A 17354-nucleotide genomic window follows, 5' to 3' on the forward strand; every position below is an offset into this window, starting at 1 on the left:
ATTGGCGAACAGCAGTCCTATTCTGCGGCTTCTGATAAGGGCAGGATGAAGACGCCACCGCGCCATTCCCCGCCATCCAGCCCTGCCCAAATGTGATGGGATAACATGTCCGAAAACTCTTTCAATTATGACGTGCTCGTTATTGGCAGCGGTGCTGCTGGACTGTCGACCGCCCTTAAACTCGCCCCACACGTCAAGGTCGCTGTTCTTTCCAAGGGAAAGATCGACGATGGCTCGACCAACTGGGCGCAAGGTGGCATTGCCGCAGTGCTTGATGCTGCTGACAGTATCGAAAACCACGTGCGCGATACGCTGATTGCCGGGGCTGACCTGTGCAAGCGTGAAACGGTCGAATATGTTGCAGCCAACGCACCGCGTGCCATTGCATGGCTTGATGAACTTGGCATTCAATTGACCCGAGACCCGGCAGGCGGGAATGATCAACCATTTCATCTGACGCGTGAAGGTGGGCACAGCCACCGTCGCATTGTCCATGCTGCTGATGCCACCGGCCGGGCTGTTCAAACCACGCTTCAAGGTCAGGCCGCCAATCACCCCAACATCAAGGTTTTTGAAAACTTTCTGGCAATTGATCTTGTCACCGACCGAAAGTTTGGCGGCGAAGGCCGGCGTTGTATCGGGGCGTATGCACTTGATCTCGAAACCGGGCAGGTAAAATCATTTAATGCCCGCACCGTCGTTCTGGCTACTGGTGGCGCCAGCAAAGTCTATCGTTTCACGTCCAACCCGGATGGCTCGACCGGTGATGGCATTGCCATGGCATGGCGTGCCGGGTGCCGGGTGATGAATATGGAATTCAGCCAGTTCCACCCCACATGCCTTTATCATCCGCAAGCCAAGTCATTCCTGATTACCGAAGCCGTACGGGGCGAAGGCGGCAAACTGCTATTGCCCGATGGCACGCGTTTCATGGACCGCTTTGATGAGCGCGGCGAACTGGCCCCGCGTGACATCGTTGCACGCGCAATTGACCATGAAATGAAGCGCCTTGGTGCCGATTGCGTTTATCTTGATATCACCCACAAAGGCGAAGATTTCATTCGGGAACATTTCCCGACCATCCATGAAACCTGCCTGACCTATGGCATTGATATGACCAAGCAACCGATCCCGGTTGTACCCGCAGCACATTACACATGCGGCGGGGTTTTGACCGACCTTCGCGGGCGTACCGACCTTACCGGGCTTTATGCGATTGGCGAATGTGCAGGAACCGGATTGCACGGTGCAAACAGATTGGCATCCAATTCGCTTTTGGAATGTCTGGTGTTTGGCGAAGCCGCCTCAAAAGATATTATCGAGGCCCTGCCGGTCGAAGATCATTTCAAACCAATCCCCGAGTGGGACGAAACCGGCATTACCGACTCAGACGAAGAAGTCATTGTGGCCCATAACTGGGAACAGTTGCGCAACGTGATGTGGGACTTTGTCGGCATTGTCCGCACCACCAAACGCGTTCAGCGTGCCCAGCACAGGGTTGATCTGTTGCTGTCGGAAATTGACGAGTATTATGGCAATTTCCGCGTCACCAATGACTTGCTCGAACTGCGTAACCTGTCGGTTGTTGCCAAACTGATCATTCAGTCAGCCCTGTGGCGCCGCGAAAGCCGCGGCCTGCATTACACCACCGACTATCCCGAACTTGATGAAAGCGGATCACCGCGCCAAACAATTCTGGTGCCAGAAAACTTCGCCGGCCGCTGGGTCATTTCCGGTCAGTGGAAAACCTGATCCATCGGCAACATCAGCAAACAGGAACAAGAAGCATGACCGGGCAAGCCAAACTTATCGGGATCGCTCGTAAGGCGAAATCGCGCGCCCCAATGGAGACACTCGAACAAATCACATGTTCGACGGCATTGGGCCTGGATGGCGATTATCGGGGAAAATTGCGTAAACGTCAGGTCACCATCCTGTCGAACGAAGACTGGCAAACAGCCTGCGCGGTAATTGATCGAACAGATCTTCCCTGGACAACCCGGCGCGCAAACCTTCTGGTCAGCGGCAGTCTCCTTCCGCGTGACATCGGAGCCAAAATTTCTATTGGTTCAGTCGTGTTTGAAATCACCGGGGAGACCGATCCGTGTCACCGGATGGAAGACGCCGCAGAAGGCCTTGAAGAAGCCCTTCGTCCAGATTGGCGCGGCGGTGTGACATGCCGTGTCATCAAAGACGGCACCATTCAATGTGGCGACACCGTGCACATCACATCGATGGTCGATTGACACCTTCGGTAGATTATACTTAGGGTCTACCTTTAAATACGGGCTAATCGAACCAACCTGATTAAGGGATATCAATTGCCTAGGTTGGGATGGGTCATTACGCCATGAGCCCATAACGCTTCGCGGTGCAAGCTGGTTTCGAGTTGCTTTAACGCACAACCGACTTGCTGATGAAACGTGTTGAAACTGTCCCGTATTTTCTAAATCTCGGCTGAGAAAGCTAGGAGATCGATTTGTGAAACCAGCGCCCGTTCCTTCTGACGAAGTTGATCGTCAAAAATCACTCGAAGCAATGGGATTGCTCTCAACGCCGCGCGATCCGGAACTTGATCGCATTACGCGGCTGGCCGAACGTTTGTTCGGATCCGATATTGTTGCGATATCCTTACTCGACAATGATCGGCAATTTTTTAAGTCGCGCGTCAATCTTGCGGTCTCAGAAACAGGTCGCGACATTTCATTTTGCGGCCATGCGGTGATGCATGATGCGCCACTTGTTGTCTCCAACGCGCTTGATGATGACCGGTTTCACGACAACCCACTTGTGACAGGGGGCCCGGAAATCCGATCATACCTTGGCGTTCCGATTTCCAATCAGCAAGGATACAAGCTTGGCACGCTTTGCGTCATTGATAGCAAAAAACGCGATTTTACAAAGGACGAAATCGCAACGCTTCAGGACCTTGCCCATTGGGTCGAAACCGTAATTGCGCTGCGCTATAGCGAACGCAGCCAGAAACAACTTCTCGAAGACCTCAATACCGCACAACGTGACGTTCTGATTGATACGCTGACAGGTATCTGGAACCGGCGCGGGCTTGAAGAACTTCTGGGGCGCGAGATTTCATCGGCACAAATCAAAAGTGCGCCAGTTGGCATCTTCATGCTTGATATTGATCATTTCAAACGGGTCAATGACACCTATGGTCATTTGATCGGCGACAAGGTGATACAATCGATCTCTGAAATCATGGCATCCAGCATGCGCGACCAGGACATCATCGGGCGGTTTGGCGGTGAAGAATTCGTCTGTATTCTGCCCGGGTTGCGCCTGGAACGGATGATGTATCTTGGCTATAAGCTTTGCGAAACATTCCGTGAGCAATGCAAAGTCACCAACAAAGACGGCGAACTGGTATCGGTGACAGTAAGTGTCGGTGCGACATGGTTATCGCCGCACGCGACGACGAAATACAGCCCTGATCAGGTATTACAAACGGCCGACGATGCCCTGTACGAAGCAAAAGAAGGGGGGCGGGATACGGTGCGTTACATCCCACTTGATGAACATGGTAGTCTCGACACGCTCGAAGAATGATCAACCGATCACGTTTCGACAGGATACAGCAGGCGCCTGAAGTCCGGGCAAAAACACGTCTTAATCAAAAAATGCTGACTTGATCCTGTGTCCAAAATCCCTAAAACTTGACCTTCAAAAGGGCTTTGGGACATCGGGGGATGAAGAGTGAAATCCGCACAGCGGCCAGATAACGAATATGCCCGTCAGAAATCCCTTGAAAGCATGGGTATTCTGACCAGCAAAGCCGACCCGGAACTGGACCGTATCACACGTGTTGCACAGCGTATCTTCGGCTCGGAAATCGTTGCGATTTCACTTCTCGACAATGATCGGCAGTTTTTCAAATCCAACATCAATCAACCGACAACCGAAACCCCGCGTGACATTTCATTTTGCGGCCATGTGATTAATGACGATGTCCCTTTTATCGTCGAAGATGCAACAAGCGATCAACGTTTCACCGATAATCCATTGGTCACTGGCGTTCCGCATGTTCGTGCCTATGCCGGTGTGCCTTTAACCAATCCGGATGGCTTTAAAATCGGCGCCCTGTGTATTGTTGACAGCATGGCACGCACATTCTCTGCGGAAGACATTCAAATTCTTGAAGACTTGGGGCATTGGGCCGAAACAACCATCGCCATACGCTATGGTGCGCGCAGTCCACAACAGGTACTTGATGACCTTGAACCGGCCAAACACCGTCTGCTGATTGATCCATTAACCGGCATCTGGAACAAGACCGGTATTGCTGAATTTCTTCATCGTGAACTGGTCAATGCCAGACTGCAAAATGCACCACTTGCCATATACCGGTTTGAAATTGATCAATTCGATAAGCTGGAACAGAACTACGGCGATGAAACAGCTGAGCATATCATTCAGGCTATTTCTGCGGCCATCACATCAAGCCTGCGTGACCGCGATGTCGTCGGGCATATTGGTGATTCCGGTTTTGCCTGTCTGATGCCAACGGTCCGTGAAGAACAGACAAGTTTTCTTGGCTTCAAACTCTGTGACACCGTCCGCGAACAGTGCCGGTTCTATGATGCTGACGGCAACCCCACCCGCATTACCATCAGTGTTGGTGCAACATGGGCACCACCTGTGGCAAAGCAACATTTCACGGCAAATCAAATTCTTGGCGTTGCCCAAGAAGCCCTTGGATCGGCAAAATCACAAGGTATTGAAAACGTTGTCTATAAAGCGCTCAGTATTCCCGCCACATAGGTTAGACATCCTGTCTGCCTGCCGCGGACAGCCACTTGCGGTTAACAAACGCTGCCATTTCATCCATTGACATGTTTGCAAGTTCCGCCAAGCCAATATAGGGATCACCCGAAAGCCTTAACAACTGCGCAAACGCCGGTTCGGTTTTCACATTCTGGCGCTTAAGTGCGCGAACGCGCTTTGCGAAATCAGGGCCAAGCAGAGCCAAAATTCTGGCCTCGGCCAGCATATGAATAAATCCGTATTGGGCTGTACTCGGGCAATCGGTTGCAAAAATCTCGACTTCAAATCCGTTACAATCACCCCCGGCGCACTCAAACCTTACAACACTAGCCACCCCGACATGTTTTGTCGGCGCGCGCTGGTGACGACGATAGTGCGGGTAACTCGAAAATGTGCTGTCGACACAGTCATTGAACCGCGACAGATCGACCGCATGGCACAGGATATCTATATCGGACTGTTCCGTATTGATCGCGATTGGCAATGTTCCCGCGATCACCGGATCAAATTCCGCCAACAGGCCAAGAACATCCGCGTGCTGCAACGCCAAAGCTGCGTTTCCACCAACCTCAGATGCCTGTTGCAGCTTTTCCAACCCGTGAAAGGCCGCCGCACACAAGGGATCAGGCCAATCCATCACCGTTTGGTTCATGATCAAATCCGTTCTGTTTCTTGACCCTGCGTTACGCAAAGGTGATACCTAACGCAACACTTCCTTCCAATCCCTTGGGTACAATACGCTTTTCCGCGCGTTTTCTTGCCACCCCACGTATCGGATCCATCTGTAAGATGCTTGACATCCTTGCCATCACCACACCGATTTTCCTGATTATCGCGGTTGGCTATTTTGCCGTTTATCGCAACATCGTTCCACAGACCATTGTCCGGGGGATGGGGGCATTTGTCATGAACTTTGCCCTGCCATGCCTTTTAATCCGGGCCATGGCGCAACGCGATATTTCCGAGATCATCGAACCAATTTATCTGATGGCTTATGGCGGCGGATCGCTCATCGTGTTCGCATTCGGATATTTTTACGCCCTTAAAATTGCGAAGAAGAAGCAACCAAACGCAACGCTTCAGGGCACAGGAATGTCGTTTTGTAACAGCGGATTTGTCGGGTATCCCATTGCTTTGCAACTATTGGGACCAGCCGCCGAGGTGGGTTTGGCCCTATGTGTGATGATCGAAACCCTTGTGATGATGCCAATGGCACTTGTTCTGGGCGATAGCGGCCAGAACGAGGATCAAAGCAAAGGGCGCGTTCTGAGCAAGGCGTTCCTTAATCTTGGCAAAAGCCCGATCATTATCGGCATTGTCGTTGGTCTGTGTATTTCGCTTTCAGGATGGGTCATTCCGCGCCCGATTTTTACAGCCGTCGATATGCTGGCGTCGGCATCCGGGCCGGTCGCCCTATTTGTCATCGGCGGCGGTCTGGTGGGACTTAAACTTAAAGGTCTGCGCGCCGATCTTGCCGGTATCGTCAGCGGAAAACTAATTTTGCATCCGCTGGCAGTTTTCACACTGGTTTGGCTACTTCCTGATATTGATCCGATCATGCAAATCGCCTGCGTTTCTTTTGCCTGCTCCCCGATGCTCAGCATTTTTCCAATACTGGGTCAACGCTATGGCCATGAAGGGTTATGTGCCGCATCTCTAATGATTGCAAACTCACTGTCCTTCATGACCATCAGCACCGCATTGTGGCTGCTTGACCTGACACAGGCTTTCGGACCACTGCCCTGAAGACCGGCGGATCAGAACACCTTTTCTCTTTGGCGTTCTGATTGCGATATCGGTCAAACTCGTCTTAGCGCGGCGGCTTGCCAAGTGGGGGGCGTTGGCCGGGGAAACCTTCTCGACCTGGTTTGGGGCGTCCGCCGGGACCACCCGGGGGACCGCCATTTGGCCCCCCAGCTTTGCCACCGGGCGGCATGTCGCCCGGTCCCTTGTCAAAACTGGGATCTGAAATGCCGGCCAACATGCGCGGAATAAACGGGAAAGACTCAGTTACGAAATAGGCATATGTGCCGTTTGGATATTCCGGGGTGACAGTTTCGCGGCCGTTGGCTTCATCCAAATCACCAAGGCCCGGAACAAATTCAAAATCCTCGCCATACGTGCCGTCATATTTTCCACCCGGACCACCCGGGCGCGTACCGCTTTTGACCTGCCATGAACTGCGCAATGGTGTGATCGGCGAATTCGGATCATTGGGGTTTTCATAGCCAAACATTGCATAAATCGGAAAACCATCGGCGGCAAAACCGATGCGAATGGAATGCTGATCTGGCGACCAGCTTTTGATCAATCCCTTGGGTACACCGTGATAATGATACGTGCCGTTTGGCTGCACATGGGCATTGTTCTGATCAAGCCCCAAATCCAATGTCGGTGAAATCGCCTCGTAGCGCCAACCCGATTGGCGGTCACGTTGCCAGAACTCCGCCGTAAACGGATCAAAGGGCACACCATTTACCGCGACACCAAATAAATTGCGCGGGTTGGGCATGAACCGGCCACTGCGTTCAGGATTAATCGGTAATCGAAATTCGAACGACTGAGCCTTGATTGAATTCGGGTTGCTTCTATTGGGGAAACTTCCCATGGAATGGTCCGGGATCGCATTGGATGTGATGTACCGATACCGACTGTCTTCGCGAGTGTTGACTTCGTTGCTGAGCGCCCATGCCTGATGCATGGGATTTAAGACCATCCCCGCCAACGGCAACATACCCATCCCAACCAGAACATTCCGACGCATGCGGTCAACGTCATCACGATTGTCACCGGCATATTGCCCCTCATCCATCGGTTCATGGATATGGGAATGTGCGTCATGGCGATGCGCATGATGATGACCATCATGGTCTTGATGTGCTTGTAATGCATGAAGCTGACGACGTGTTATTTTAGACAACAGACTTTCCCCCAAAGAATGTGACCTCACCCATTATTTGGGGATGACGTCACAAGGGTCCAGTCCAAATTTCACCTAACCGGGAATTTCCCCAGCATGAGCAAGGAGTTCCTCGGCCTCGCGGAGCTCCTGTTGCTGCGCCCACATCTCGGCATAAAGCCCCTCTTGGCTCAAAAGATCCTGATGACGACCGCGCTCGGCCACCTGACCATCGCGAAGAACGATGATCTCATCGGCGTCAATCACGGTTGAAAGACGGTGCGCAATGATCAAGGTTGTGTGCCCGCGTGACACGTCGCGCAACGCCTGCTGGATATCCTTTTCGGTCCGGGTATCAAGGGCCGAAGTAGCCTCGTCAAAAATCATGATTTTCGGGCGTTTAAGCAACATACGTGCAATCGACACACGTTGTTTTTCACCCCCCGACAGTTTAAGACCACGTTCGCCGACCTTGGTTTTGAACCCTTCGGGCAGGCCTTCGATAAAGCCCTCGATGCTGGCAAGTTTGGTGACATCTTCGATTTCGGACTGCTCAGCCCCCGGACGCCCGTATGAGATATTATAGGCAATCGTATCGTTAAACAGAACGGTGTCCTGCGGTACGATCCCGATTTCCCGACGGAGCGAGTTTTGCGTCACATCGCGGATATCCTGCCCATCAATCGTAATCCGTCCTGCTGAGACGTCATAGAATCTGAACATCAACCGCGTCAGCGTCGATTTACCCGCCCCACTTGGCCCGACAACCGCAACCGTCTTGCCCGCTGGCACCTCAAAACTGACACCCTTTAGAATCTCACGGTCCGGGTTATAGGAAAACTTTACATCCTCAAACCGGATGGCTGCATCGCTGCATGCCAGTTCAGCCGATCCCGCCTTGTCCTCAACCTCCTTATCGACGTCGAGCAACGAAAACATCCGTTCCATATCGGTCAAAGACTGTTTGATCTGACGATAGACAAATCCAAGGAAGTTAAGTGGCATATAAAGCTGCAACAGGTAGGTATTAACCAGAACAAAGTCGCCAACCGTCATGTTGCCATCCTGAACGCCCTTGGCTGCCAAAAGCATATTCAGAACCAACCCAACGGCAATGATCGCACCCTGCCCGATATTAAGTTTGGACAACGACACCTGAGACAAAACAGCAGCCGTTTCATACCCGCGCAGGGCCGCATCATAGCGCTTTGCTTCGTGGGGTTCGTTGTTGAAATATTTGACCGTCTCGTAATTGATCAGGCTGTCGATGGCCTTGGTGTTGGCTTCGTCATCACGCTGGTTCATTTCGCGGCGGAACTTCATCCGCCATTCGGTGACGATCAGGGTAAAGGCAATATAAATCACGATGGTGACAAACGTGATCAGCGCAAACCAGAAATCATACAGCGCCCACAAAATTGCCGAGACCATGAAAATCTCAAGCAGGGTCGGCAGAATGTTGAACAGCATGAAGGACAACAGGAACTCAATCCCCTTGACCCCGCGTTCAATCGCCCGCGACAACCCGCCCATCTGACGGTCCAGATGGAACCGCAACGAAAGCCCGTGAAGATGCTCAAATACACCAAGGGCAGATGTGCGAATGGCACGTTGTGCCACCTTGGCAAAAACCGCATCACGTAATTCGCCAAAGGCCGACACCAGAATGCGCACCATCCCGTACCCGACAATCAGGGCAACGGGGACAACAATTAATGATGTGGTGTCTGCACCACCCGACGCAGCCTGGCCGGTTTTCTGTCCTGCCCCGCCCAACGCATCAACGGCATATTTGTACAGTACCGGCATATAGACATTGGCAACTTTTGCCCCGACAAGAAACAACAGGGCAATGACGACACGCGCGCGTAGCTCAAATTCGCCACGTGGCCATAAATACGGCAAAAAGTTCTTAACAACGCCAAGCTCTGCGCGCGCAGTTGACTGGCCGGAACCCATATTCTTCAAAATCTTATCCCCAAACGGTCACCGACGGCATTGCGGTATGCTCTGGCGGTGTGCCTTTTCATTCTGTCATCAACAAATGGAACGGCGAACCCGGTTTGGCAAGCTTAAGTCGACTTGACCCCGTCGGACCAAACCGCACTGTTCTGAGGAGAAACGTCGCAGGCTCGGTCAGGGGAACGCATTTTAATCCCAAGGTCATTGCGGATAAACGGTTTGCGGTCTATTTTGTCAATTTGTTGATAAAATCACAAAAAGAACGATCCATCATACGGATCGAAGACGCACACGCTTAAAGGAACGGAAACAGGACCATGACGGCTCTTGCCAGTATCAAAAACCAGGATATCGCAGCAATGATGCGCGATATGGGCATCAATGCACGCAAAGCAGCGCTGGAACTTGCACAGGCCCCGTCAGAACCAAAAATCTCTGCCCTTAAAGCCGCGGCTGCCAAGCTGCGCGACAATGCAGGTGCGATCCTTTCCGCCAATGCCAAGGATATGGAAGCCGGTCGTGCCAAGGGACTAACCGACGCCCTTCTCGATCGTTTGGCCCTTGATCCGGCCCGAATCGAAGGCATGGCAGCAGGTATCGAGGCCGTTGCAGAACTGCCCGACCCGGTCGGTCGTGAACTGGCACGTTGGAGTCCGGAACATAACGGGCTTGATATCGCGCGCGTTTCGGTACCGCTTGGCGTTATCGGTATCATTTATGAAAGCCGCCCGAACGTCACCGCAGATGCCAGTGCGATGTGCATCAAATCTGGCAATGCTGCGATCTTGCGCGGTGGGTCAGAAAGTTTTCATTCGTCACGCGCGATTTTTGACTGCATGGCCGAAGGCATTGCCAAAGCAGGCCTACCCGACAATGCCATCCAGATGATCCCGACGACAGATCGTGCCGCTGTGGGCGAGATGCTGAAACTTTCCGATTATATTGATGTGATTGTACCGCGTGGGGGGAAATCCCTGATTGCGCGCATCACCGATGAAAGCCGCATTCCACTGTTTAAGCACCTCGAAGGGCTGTGCCATACCTATGTCCATGCCAGTGCCAATCCGCAAAAGGCTGTCGACATTGTCGTCAATGCCAAGATGCGCCGTGTCGGTGTGTGTGGCTCAACCGAAACCATCCTGATCGACAGCTCTGTTGCCGGTCGCCTTCTGCCGCGCATTGCCGAAGCCCTTGTCGCTAAGGGGTGCGAGTTGCGCGGCGATGACATCGCGCAATCAATTGACGGCCATATCAAACCGGCTACGGACGAGGATTGGGTGACCGAATATCTTGATGCAATTGTTTCGATCAAAGTCGTCAACGGCGTTACGGATGCAGTTAATCATATCAATACGTACGGCTCTCACCACACTGATGCGATCATTGCCGAAAATGCAGCCGCCGCCACGACGTTCATGAACGGAGTTGATTCGGGGATTGTGATCGTCAATGCATCAACCCAGTTCGCCGATGGCGGTGAATTTGGTATGGGGGCGGAAATTGGCATTTCTACGGGCAAGCTGCATGCGCGCGGCCCGGTCGGAGTCGAACAGCTGACAAGTTATAAATACATCGTTCGCGGCACAGGCCAAACGCGCCCATGATTGCGGCTGCACCAAGATCACATTTGGCCCCACCGCGGGTTGGCTTGCTGGGCGGGTCGTTTAATCCCGCCCACGAAGGGCACCTGCATATCTCGCTTGAGGCATTAAAGCGCCTTCAACTTGATGCGGTATGGTGGCTTGTGTCACCGCAGAACCCGCTGAAGTCGCGCGATGGCATGGCTGACCTCGCGGATCGCTTTGATTCTGCACGAATGATGGCAAAGCATCCCCGCATTGTGGTTTCTGCAATTGAAACCGAACTCGGAACCCGCTATACGGCGGACACTCTTGCAGCCTTGCAACGTCGTTTTACCCAAACACGATTTGTTTGGCTGATGGGAGCAGACAATCTGGCCCAGTTCCATAAATGGAAATGGTGGGACAGGTTGATTTTGCATGCTCCCATTGCGGTCATCGACCGTGAAGGGTATTCTAACAAGGCATTGTCCGGGACCGCTGCGCGCCGTATGGAACGTTGGCGCATCCCGATGGACAAGGCGGGTTTGCTGGCCGATCTAAATGTTCCGGCCTGGGTATACCTGCCAATCAAGCGCCATCCGGCATCTTCGACCGCAATTCGCGCCGAAGGCAGATGGCAGGTGTAAGCAACGCGGTGAATTTTGCTGTCGGCGACATGCCGGGGCATCCCGCGGAAAATTAAGGTGGCGACCATAGGTACCGCAAAAACAACTCTGAACCCGAGCGAAATGCTTTCGCTGATCCAGAGTACTCTCGCAGAAGACAAGGCAGAAGACATTGTCACCATCGAACTGACCGACAAGACGTCGATTGCAGATCATATGATCATTGCAACCGGTTCATCGTCACGTCGTGTCGCTTCCATGGCAGAACATATTGTCGAAGCCATCAAAGCCGCTGGACAAGGCCGCGCTGCCGCCGAAGGCAAAGAACAGGGTGACTGGGTGCTGGTTGATACCGGCGACGTCATTGTTCATCTGTTCCGCTCGGAAGTACGTGCGTTCTACAACATCGAAGAGATGTGGGGCGTTGAAAACCCGGCACTCAAACAGCAGGCCGCGCGACTGTACTAACAGTCAGCACCCTTTGTTTGGACATGTCGCTGGCCTGCGTGCAATCAGGCGGTTGCACGCAGTATCGGCCTCATACTGCGCGATGTTGTCACGACGACACTCAAGATAACGGCCCGGTCAAAGGTCTGGATCAAACGTATGCAAATTACTCTTGCTGCTGTGGGCCGCATGAAATCCGGCCCGGAAAAAGACCTGTTTGACCATTATGCCGCGCGCCTTCGCTGGCCATTCGTTGTCCGCGAAGTCGAAGAAAAGAAAAAACTCCCCCCAAATCAGCTTAAAGACCGCGAAGCAGAACTTCTGCTGGGTGTCATCCCTGACAACGCGTTCGTTGTCGCCCTTGATGAACGCGGCAAGGAATATGGATCGATCGAGTTTTCGCAAAAACTTGAAGGCTGGATTGACCAATATGCCGGCAATATCGCATTCGTGATTGGCGGAGCAGACGGGCACGGGCCCGCCTTGAAATCGCGCGCCAATACGCTTTGGTCGCTAGGCAAGGCCACGTGGCCTCATATGCTGGTACGCGCCCTTATTGCCGAACAGCTTTTCCGCGCCCACGCCATCCAGACCAACCATCCCTACCACCGCGAATAACCCAGCCCGGCGGATTAAACTTCGCTCATTACACTCGCGAAAAGAAAACTGCGGCGGGTGATGAAACAGGCACGCCTGAGCAAAGATCATAAAACAGGAATCGCACCAGAACGGCTTGGCTCCGGCGCGATTTTTCGTTTTTTAATGCAATCCGTATTGGGAACGGACAACCCCTGAATTATAGCGCTCGGTGGCCAGCAATTTCGGCTTAATCCCACCTGCATCCTGACCGAACAACGAAATTCCCTGTCCGAGAACTTCGGGAACCGTAAAGATATCAAGCTGGTCGGCAAAACCGCCAAACAGAAACTGTGTCACCACAGATCCCCCACCAACGATCCAAATGTCACCATCATCAGCCCGGTTGCTGCGCAGTTGATCAACCAGTTCGATGATGCTGCCACCATAGGCCTCTGTATTGGCCGGACGGTCTTTGGGAAGATCACGTGATGTCAAAACGATGGTGCGACAGTCCTCATACGGCCAGTCGCCAAATTGCATGACCTGATCAAAGGTCTTCCGGCCAATAATCAAGGTCCCGACGGTGTCCAGAAAGCTATCAAAATCGAATTCCGCCGGATCATATTGATCCAGCCAGTCGACCGCACCATTGGCACGCGCGATAAAGCCATCCAGACTGACCGCAATGTAAATGCGGAACAGCTTTTTGCTCATGTGTTTATATCCAACCTTTGGTGGGGTCTTTGCCCCTTTTCCCTCAATCAAGCATAACAGATTGCCAACCAACGATGGCAACAAAGAGGCCGGACACATCAATGCCTTCGAACATCACATCCGAAGGCATTGATTTCACACCCTATTCTTCCAAACAGCTTTTAGCACTCAACAACGTTCACATTAACCGCAAGACCACCCTGGCTGGTCTCCTTGTACTTACTTTGCATGTCGAGTCCCGTCTGGCGCATGGTTTCGATCACCTTATCAAGTGACACTGTGTGCTGCCCATCACCGCGCAGCGCCAGCCGGGCTGCATTGATCGCCTTAACCGCCCCCATGGTATTGCGTTCGATACAGGGCACCTGCACAAGCCCGCCAATCGGATCACACGTCAGGCCAAGATTATGCTCCATACCAATCTCGGCGGCATTCTCAACTTGTTCTGGCGTTCCGCCCATGACCGCACACAAAGCCCCCGCCGCCATTGAACAGGCAACCCCGACCTCACCCTGACAACCAACCTCAGCAGCCGAAATCGATGCACGCTTTTTATAGATCGATCCGATCGCCGCCGCCGTCAGAAGGAACTCACGGATTTTAATCTGGCTGGCATTGGCCCCGAACCGTTCGTAATAGCGCAGCACTGCTGGAATAACCCCGGCCGCCCCGTTGGTCGGTGCGGTCACAACCCGCCCACCTGCAGCATTTTCTTCGTTCACTGCGAGCGCATAAAGATTAACCCAGTCGATCACAGTCAGCGGATCGCGAAGGCCCGCTTCGGGTTTGTCAGTCAATTCATGATAAAGCTTGCTGGCCCGGCGTTTGACTTTTAATCCGCCAGGCAAAACACCATCGGTTTTACAGCCCCGATCAATGCAGGCCATCATCGCGCCGTGCACCCGATCAAGAAACTCAATGGTTTCCTCGGCCACCCGCCAACTTTGCTCGTTGGCCATCATGATGTCGGAAATCGACTGTCCTTCACGCTTACAGATCGCCATCAACTCATCGGCTGATGAAAACGGGAATGGCAGGGTAATGTTATCGCCGGAATATTCCGCCCCCCGGTCATCGCCAGACACAATAAACCCACCACCGACTGAAAAATATTCCTGTGCGTGGATTTTAACCCCATCACCGTCAAAGGCGGTAATGCGCATGCCGTTGGGATGCTGCGGCAGAGTCTCGGTAAAATGAAAAACCAGATTGGTATCACGGTTAAACGCCACCGCATGCTGCCCATACAGTGAAAGCTGCTTATTGGCGTCAATCGCGGCAATGGTTGGGGGAATTTGGTCGGGATCGATGCTGCGCGGCCGTTGCCCACAAAGCCCCATAATCACCGCCGTATCTGTCGCATGGCCCTTGCCGGTCAGGGCAAGTGACCCATACAAATCGACAATCACACTGCCTGTTTTGGTCAAAAGATTGCGCGCTTCAAGCTCAAGGCAAAATCGGTATCCCGCACGCATCGGGCCAACCGTATGCGAACTCGATGGTCCGATCCCGATGGTATAAAGATCGACAACAGACAGGTTTACGTCATGTGATGATCTGTCTTGCGATCCCGAAGATGGATCGGTGTCGGGAACATTGGTCATAAAGGGCCTCCTTCACGGCTCTTGAACGCGCAAAAAATCGCGCTGTTTGCGAACCGGTGTCTCGCCCCCTCTGTCCCTTGACCTGAGATTGTACCCCTGCTTGCAAAAACAATGTTTCTGCCAACCGGATTTCATCCTTCGGTGGAATCCGAACATCGCCCTGATATGATAGATGCGACTTTCTTTTTCTCTCTCCAGAGCCTCAATCCGCGACGGTCCATCTGCCTGAGAGTTTTTTTTGGGGCGATTGCTCCTTCGGCGCCGACCACGGCAATGGTCGGACTCTCCCGTCACGGTACGAGATGCCATAAATGTCACCTCTGAGGATCACCGTTGTCGGCAAGAGTATCCGTGCCATGCCCCCCTGTCAAAAAGCAGCTTTGCACCTGCAAAAAATTCACCTCTCGGGTGGCTGTTATCACAGGGGTTTCATGCTAAATTGCCGATATCGAACATTTTCCTGATGTGATTAACGGCTGTCCCACCCAGTGCGCACAACAGGATTTCTGGCGAACCATCCTGTAAGTCACCATATTTACAGGAAATTCAGCCTTTATCTGTATCAGTATTCTTATCTGTGGGGTTTATGAACGTGACTGAGTTGAATTCCGTAAAGCGCCCGCGTCCTGTGGTGCTGTGCATTCTGGACGGCTGGGGATATCGTGAAGAAACCAAGGACAACGCTGTTGCCTTGGCCAACACGCCTGTCTGGGATGAACTTTATGCCACCTATCCAACCGGTTTTTTAAAGGCCTGTGGTCTGGATGTTGGCCTGCCCGAGGGTCAAATGGGCAACTCGGAAGTCGGTCACATGAACCTGGGGGCTGGTCGTGTTGTCATGCAGGAATTGCCCAAAATTGACGAAGCCGTCAAAACCGGTTCCATTGCCAACACCGATGCGGTCAAAAAAATCATCGCCAAACTGACCGACAGCAAAGGCGTTTGCCACATCGCAGGTCTCCTGTCGGACGGCGGGGTTCATTCCCATCAAGTCCATATGGCAGCTTTGGCAAAGATTATTGCGCGGGCTGGGATTCCAGTCAAAATCCATGCGTATCTTGATGGGCGTGATACCGCGCCTAAAAGTGCCGCCAAATTCCTTGAGAAATTCCGCGCCCTTCTTGGCGATGCCAATGTTGAAATTGCCACGGTGACCGGTCGCTATTACGCGATGGACCGTGACAATCGCTGGGAACGTGTCAGTCAGGCCTATTTTGCAATGGTGCAGGGCAAAAATTACGCCGATGGCCGCACCGCGCAAAGTGCCGAAGCTGCGATTAAGGCCGCCTATGACGCAGACACCACCGATGAGTTTGTTCTGCCAACCGTGATTGGTGATTTTGACGGAATCAAGGATAGCGATGGTTTGCTGATGACCAATTTCCGTGCGGACCGTGCGCGTGAAATTCTGGCCGCCCTCTGTGCGCCGGAATTTGACGGATTTGATCGTGGTACGCCGGTCAACTTCGCCGTTGCCGCGGGCATGGTCGAATATTCATCCGCCCATGCGGCCTATATGGATGCGATATACCCACCACAGGTTCTGCCAAATATCTTTGGCGAAGTCGTTTCCAAGGCAGGGCTCAAACAGCTCCGCATTGCGGAAACCGAAAAATATCCGCATGTGTCGTTCTTCTTTAACGGCGGCGAAGAACAGGTATTTGAGGGCGAAGACCGTATTCTGGTGGCATCGCCCAAGGTCGCAACCTATGACCTGCAACCTGAAATGTCCGCTTCGGAAGTTACCGAAAAACTGGTTGCCGCAATCAAGGCGGAAACCTATGACGCGATCATCCTGAATTTCGCCAATCCCGATATGGTTGGCCATAGCGGCATTCTGAGTGCTGCGATGAAAGCCGCCGAAGCGGTCGACACCTGCCTTGGGCAAGTAATTGACGCTATCAAATCGGTTGGCGGGGTTGCATTTGTGACCGCCGACCACGGCAATTGCGAAGTCATGGTCAACCCGAAAACCGGCGAACCGCACACCGCCCATACGCTTAATCTGGTACCGACCATTCTTGTTAACGGTCCAGAAGGGGTAACGCTTGAAAATGGGCGTCTTGCCGATGTCGCACCGACATTGCTGCAATTGGTTGGTGTTGCCCAACCAGATGAGATGACCGGCAAACCCTTGCTTAAGGGTCTGAAAGGACATGATGCGCTTCTTGCGAGCTAAGAC

The 17354-nt window shown here is 52.9% G+C and carries 15 protein-coding genes and 1 riboswitch; of the genes, 10 read left to right on the plus strand and 5 right to left on the minus strand.

The features are described 5' to 3' along the window. Positions 1-105 precede the first annotated feature (105 nt). The 4 genes from nadB (at position 106) to K355_RS25055 (ending at position 4776) form a co-directional block, all read left to right on the plus strand. Complete coding sequence (gene nadB, locus K355_RS23495) at positions 106-1752, plus strand: L-aspartate oxidase (RefSeq protein ID WP_022731610.1); 1647 nt, start codon at positions 106-108, stop codon at positions 1750-1752. Between the two features lie 35 nt (positions 1753-1787). After that, positions 1788-2246: an MOSC domain-containing protein gene (locus tag K355_RS0108035; protein ID WP_022731611.1), complete on the plus strand. Its 459-nt coding sequence runs from the start codon at positions 1788-1790 to the stop codon at positions 2244-2246. A 235-nt stretch (positions 2247-2481) separates the two neighbouring features. Then, complete coding sequence (locus tag K355_RS23500; protein WP_022731612.1) at positions 2482-3564, plus strand: GGDEF domain-containing protein; 1083 nt, start codon at positions 2482-2484, stop codon at positions 3562-3564. 147 nt (positions 3565-3711) lie between these two features. Next, complete coding sequence (locus tag K355_RS25055) at positions 3712-4776, plus strand: sensor domain-containing diguanylate cyclase (RefSeq protein ID WP_022731613.1); 1065 nt, start codon at positions 3712-3714, stop codon at positions 4774-4776. A gap of 1 nt (position 4777) precedes the next feature. Here K355_RS25055 and K355_RS23510 read toward each other — a convergent pair whose 3' ends face one another. Continuing rightward, on the minus strand, positions 4778-5431 hold the full coding sequence (locus K355_RS23510; protein WP_022731614.1) for a DUF4269 domain-containing protein: 654 nt from the start codon (positions 5429-5431) through the stop codon (positions 4778-4780). A 137-nt stretch (positions 5432-5568) separates the two neighbouring features. On the opposite strand from K355_RS23510, the gene K355_RS0108055 reads away from it, so the two are divergent. Then, entirely contained in the window at positions 5569-6525 is a 957-nt protein-coding gene (locus K355_RS0108055; RefSeq protein WP_022731615.1) for an AEC family transporter, read from the plus strand. A gap of 64 nt (positions 6526-6589) precedes the next feature. Here the strand turns inward: K355_RS0108055 and K355_RS0108060 are convergent, their stop codons facing one another. Together K355_RS0108060 and K355_RS23515 are read right to left on the minus strand one after the other, a co-directional pair. Further along, positions 6590-7699 carry a YHYH protein gene (locus tag K355_RS0108060; RefSeq protein WP_147250366.1) on the minus strand — a complete coding sequence of 370 codons (1110 nt, stop codon included), beginning with the start codon at positions 7697-7699 and terminating at the stop codon, positions 6590-6592. A gap of 75 nt (positions 7700-7774) precedes the next feature. Beyond that, positions 7775-9637, minus strand: coding sequence for an ABCB family ABC transporter ATP-binding protein/permease (locus K355_RS23515; protein ID WP_033368685.1), 1863 nt, complete (start codon positions 9635-9637; stop codon positions 7775-7777). A gap of 320 nt (positions 9638-9957) precedes the next feature. On the opposite strand from K355_RS23515, the gene K355_RS0108075 reads away from it, so the two are divergent. The 4 genes from K355_RS0108075 to rlmH all read left to right on the plus strand — a co-directional run bounded on the left by K355_RS0108075 (position 9958) and on the right by rlmH (position 12893). Next, on the plus strand, positions 9958-11244 hold the full coding sequence (locus K355_RS0108075; protein WP_022731618.1) for a glutamate-5-semialdehyde dehydrogenase: 1287 nt from the start codon (positions 9958-9960) through the stop codon (positions 11242-11244). Between the two features lie 23 nt (positions 11245-11267). Beyond that, the gene (locus K355_RS0108080; RefSeq protein WP_028791441.1) at positions 11268-11849 is read left to right on the plus strand and encodes a nicotinate-nucleotide adenylyltransferase; all 582 of its coding nucleotides are present in this window, start codon (positions 11268-11270) and stop codon (positions 11847-11849) included. Between the two features lie 57 nt (positions 11850-11906). Then, on the plus strand, positions 11907-12296 hold the full coding sequence (gene rsfS, locus K355_RS0108085) for a ribosome silencing factor (RefSeq protein WP_022731620.1): 390 nt from the start codon (positions 11907-11909) through the stop codon (positions 12294-12296). Positions 12297-12434: 138 nt separating this feature from the next. Next, entirely contained in the window at positions 12435-12893 is a 459-nt protein-coding gene (gene rlmH, locus K355_RS0108090; RefSeq protein WP_022731621.1) for a 23S rRNA (pseudouridine(1915)-N(3))-methyltransferase RlmH, read from the plus strand. Between the two features lie 141 nt (positions 12894-13034). Here the strand turns inward: rlmH and K355_RS0108095 are convergent, their stop codons facing one another. Beyond that, positions 13035-13568 (minus strand): dihydrofolate reductase family protein, encoded by a 534-nt coding sequence (locus K355_RS0108095; RefSeq protein ID WP_022731622.1) that lies wholly within the window; start codon positions 13566-13568, stop codon positions 13035-13037. A 161-nt stretch (positions 13569-13729) separates the two neighbouring features. After that, entirely contained in the window at positions 13730-15172 is a 1443-nt protein-coding gene (locus K355_RS0108105) for an L-serine ammonia-lyase (protein ID WP_022731623.1), read from the minus strand. A 203-nt stretch (positions 15173-15375) separates the two neighbouring features. Then, positions 15376-15472: riboswitch (glycine riboswitch) on the minus strand. A 286-nt stretch (positions 15473-15758) separates the two neighbouring features. On the opposite strand from K355_RS0108105, the gene gpmI reads away from it, so the two are divergent. Continuing rightward, positions 15759-17351, plus strand: coding sequence for a 2,3-bisphosphoglycerate-independent phosphoglycerate mutase (gpmI, locus tag K355_RS0108110; protein WP_033368743.1), 1593 nt, complete (start codon positions 15759-15761; stop codon positions 17349-17351). The last annotated feature ends 3 nt before the right edge of the window (positions 17352-17354 follow it).

It is taken from the genome of Thalassospira lucentensis MCCC 1A00383 = DSM 14000 (assembly GCF_000421265.1).
GTDB classification, from domain to species: domain Bacteria; phylum Pseudomonadota; class Alphaproteobacteria; order Rhodospirillales; family Thalassospiraceae; genus Thalassospira; species Thalassospira lucentensis.

Excerpts from the sequence above, each read along its gene's own strand:
- nadB (WP_022731610.1), top strand. The coding sequence starts at position 106 with ATGTCCGAAAACTCTTTCAATTATGACGTGCTCGTTATTGGCAGCGGT.
- K355_RS0108035 (WP_022731611.1), top strand. The coding sequence starts at position 1,788 with ATGACCGGGCAAGCCAAACTTATCGGGATCGCTCGTAAGGCGAAATCG.
- K355_RS23510 (WP_022731614.1), bottom strand. The coding sequence starts at position 5,431 with ATGAACCAAACGGTGATGGATTGGCCTGATCCCTTGTGTGCGGCGGCC.
- K355_RS0108055 (WP_022731615.1), top strand. The coding sequence starts at position 5,569 with ATGCTTGACATCCTTGCCATCACCACACCGATTTTCCTGATTATCGCG.
- K355_RS23515 (WP_033368685.1), bottom strand. The coding sequence starts at position 9,637 with ATGGGTTCCGGCCAGTCAACTGCGCGCGCAGAGCTTGGCGTTGTTAAG.
- K355_RS0108075 (WP_022731618.1), top strand. The coding sequence starts at position 9,958 with ATGACGGCTCTTGCCAGTATCAAAAACCAGGATATCGCAGCAATGATG.
- rlmH (WP_022731621.1), top strand. The coding sequence starts at position 12,435 with ATGCAAATTACTCTTGCTGCTGTGGGCCGCATGAAATCCGGCCCGGAA.
- K355_RS0108095 (WP_022731622.1), bottom strand. The coding sequence starts at position 13,568 with ATGAGCAAAAAGCTGTTCCGCATTTACATTGCGGTCAGTCTGGATGGC.
- K355_RS0108105 (WP_022731623.1), bottom strand. The coding sequence starts at position 15,172 with ATGACCAATGTTCCCGACACCGATCCATCTTCGGGATCGCAAGACAGA.
- gpmI (WP_033368743.1), top strand. The coding sequence starts at position 15,759 with ATGAACGTGACTGAGTTGAATTCCGTAAAGCGCCCGCGTCCTGTGGTG.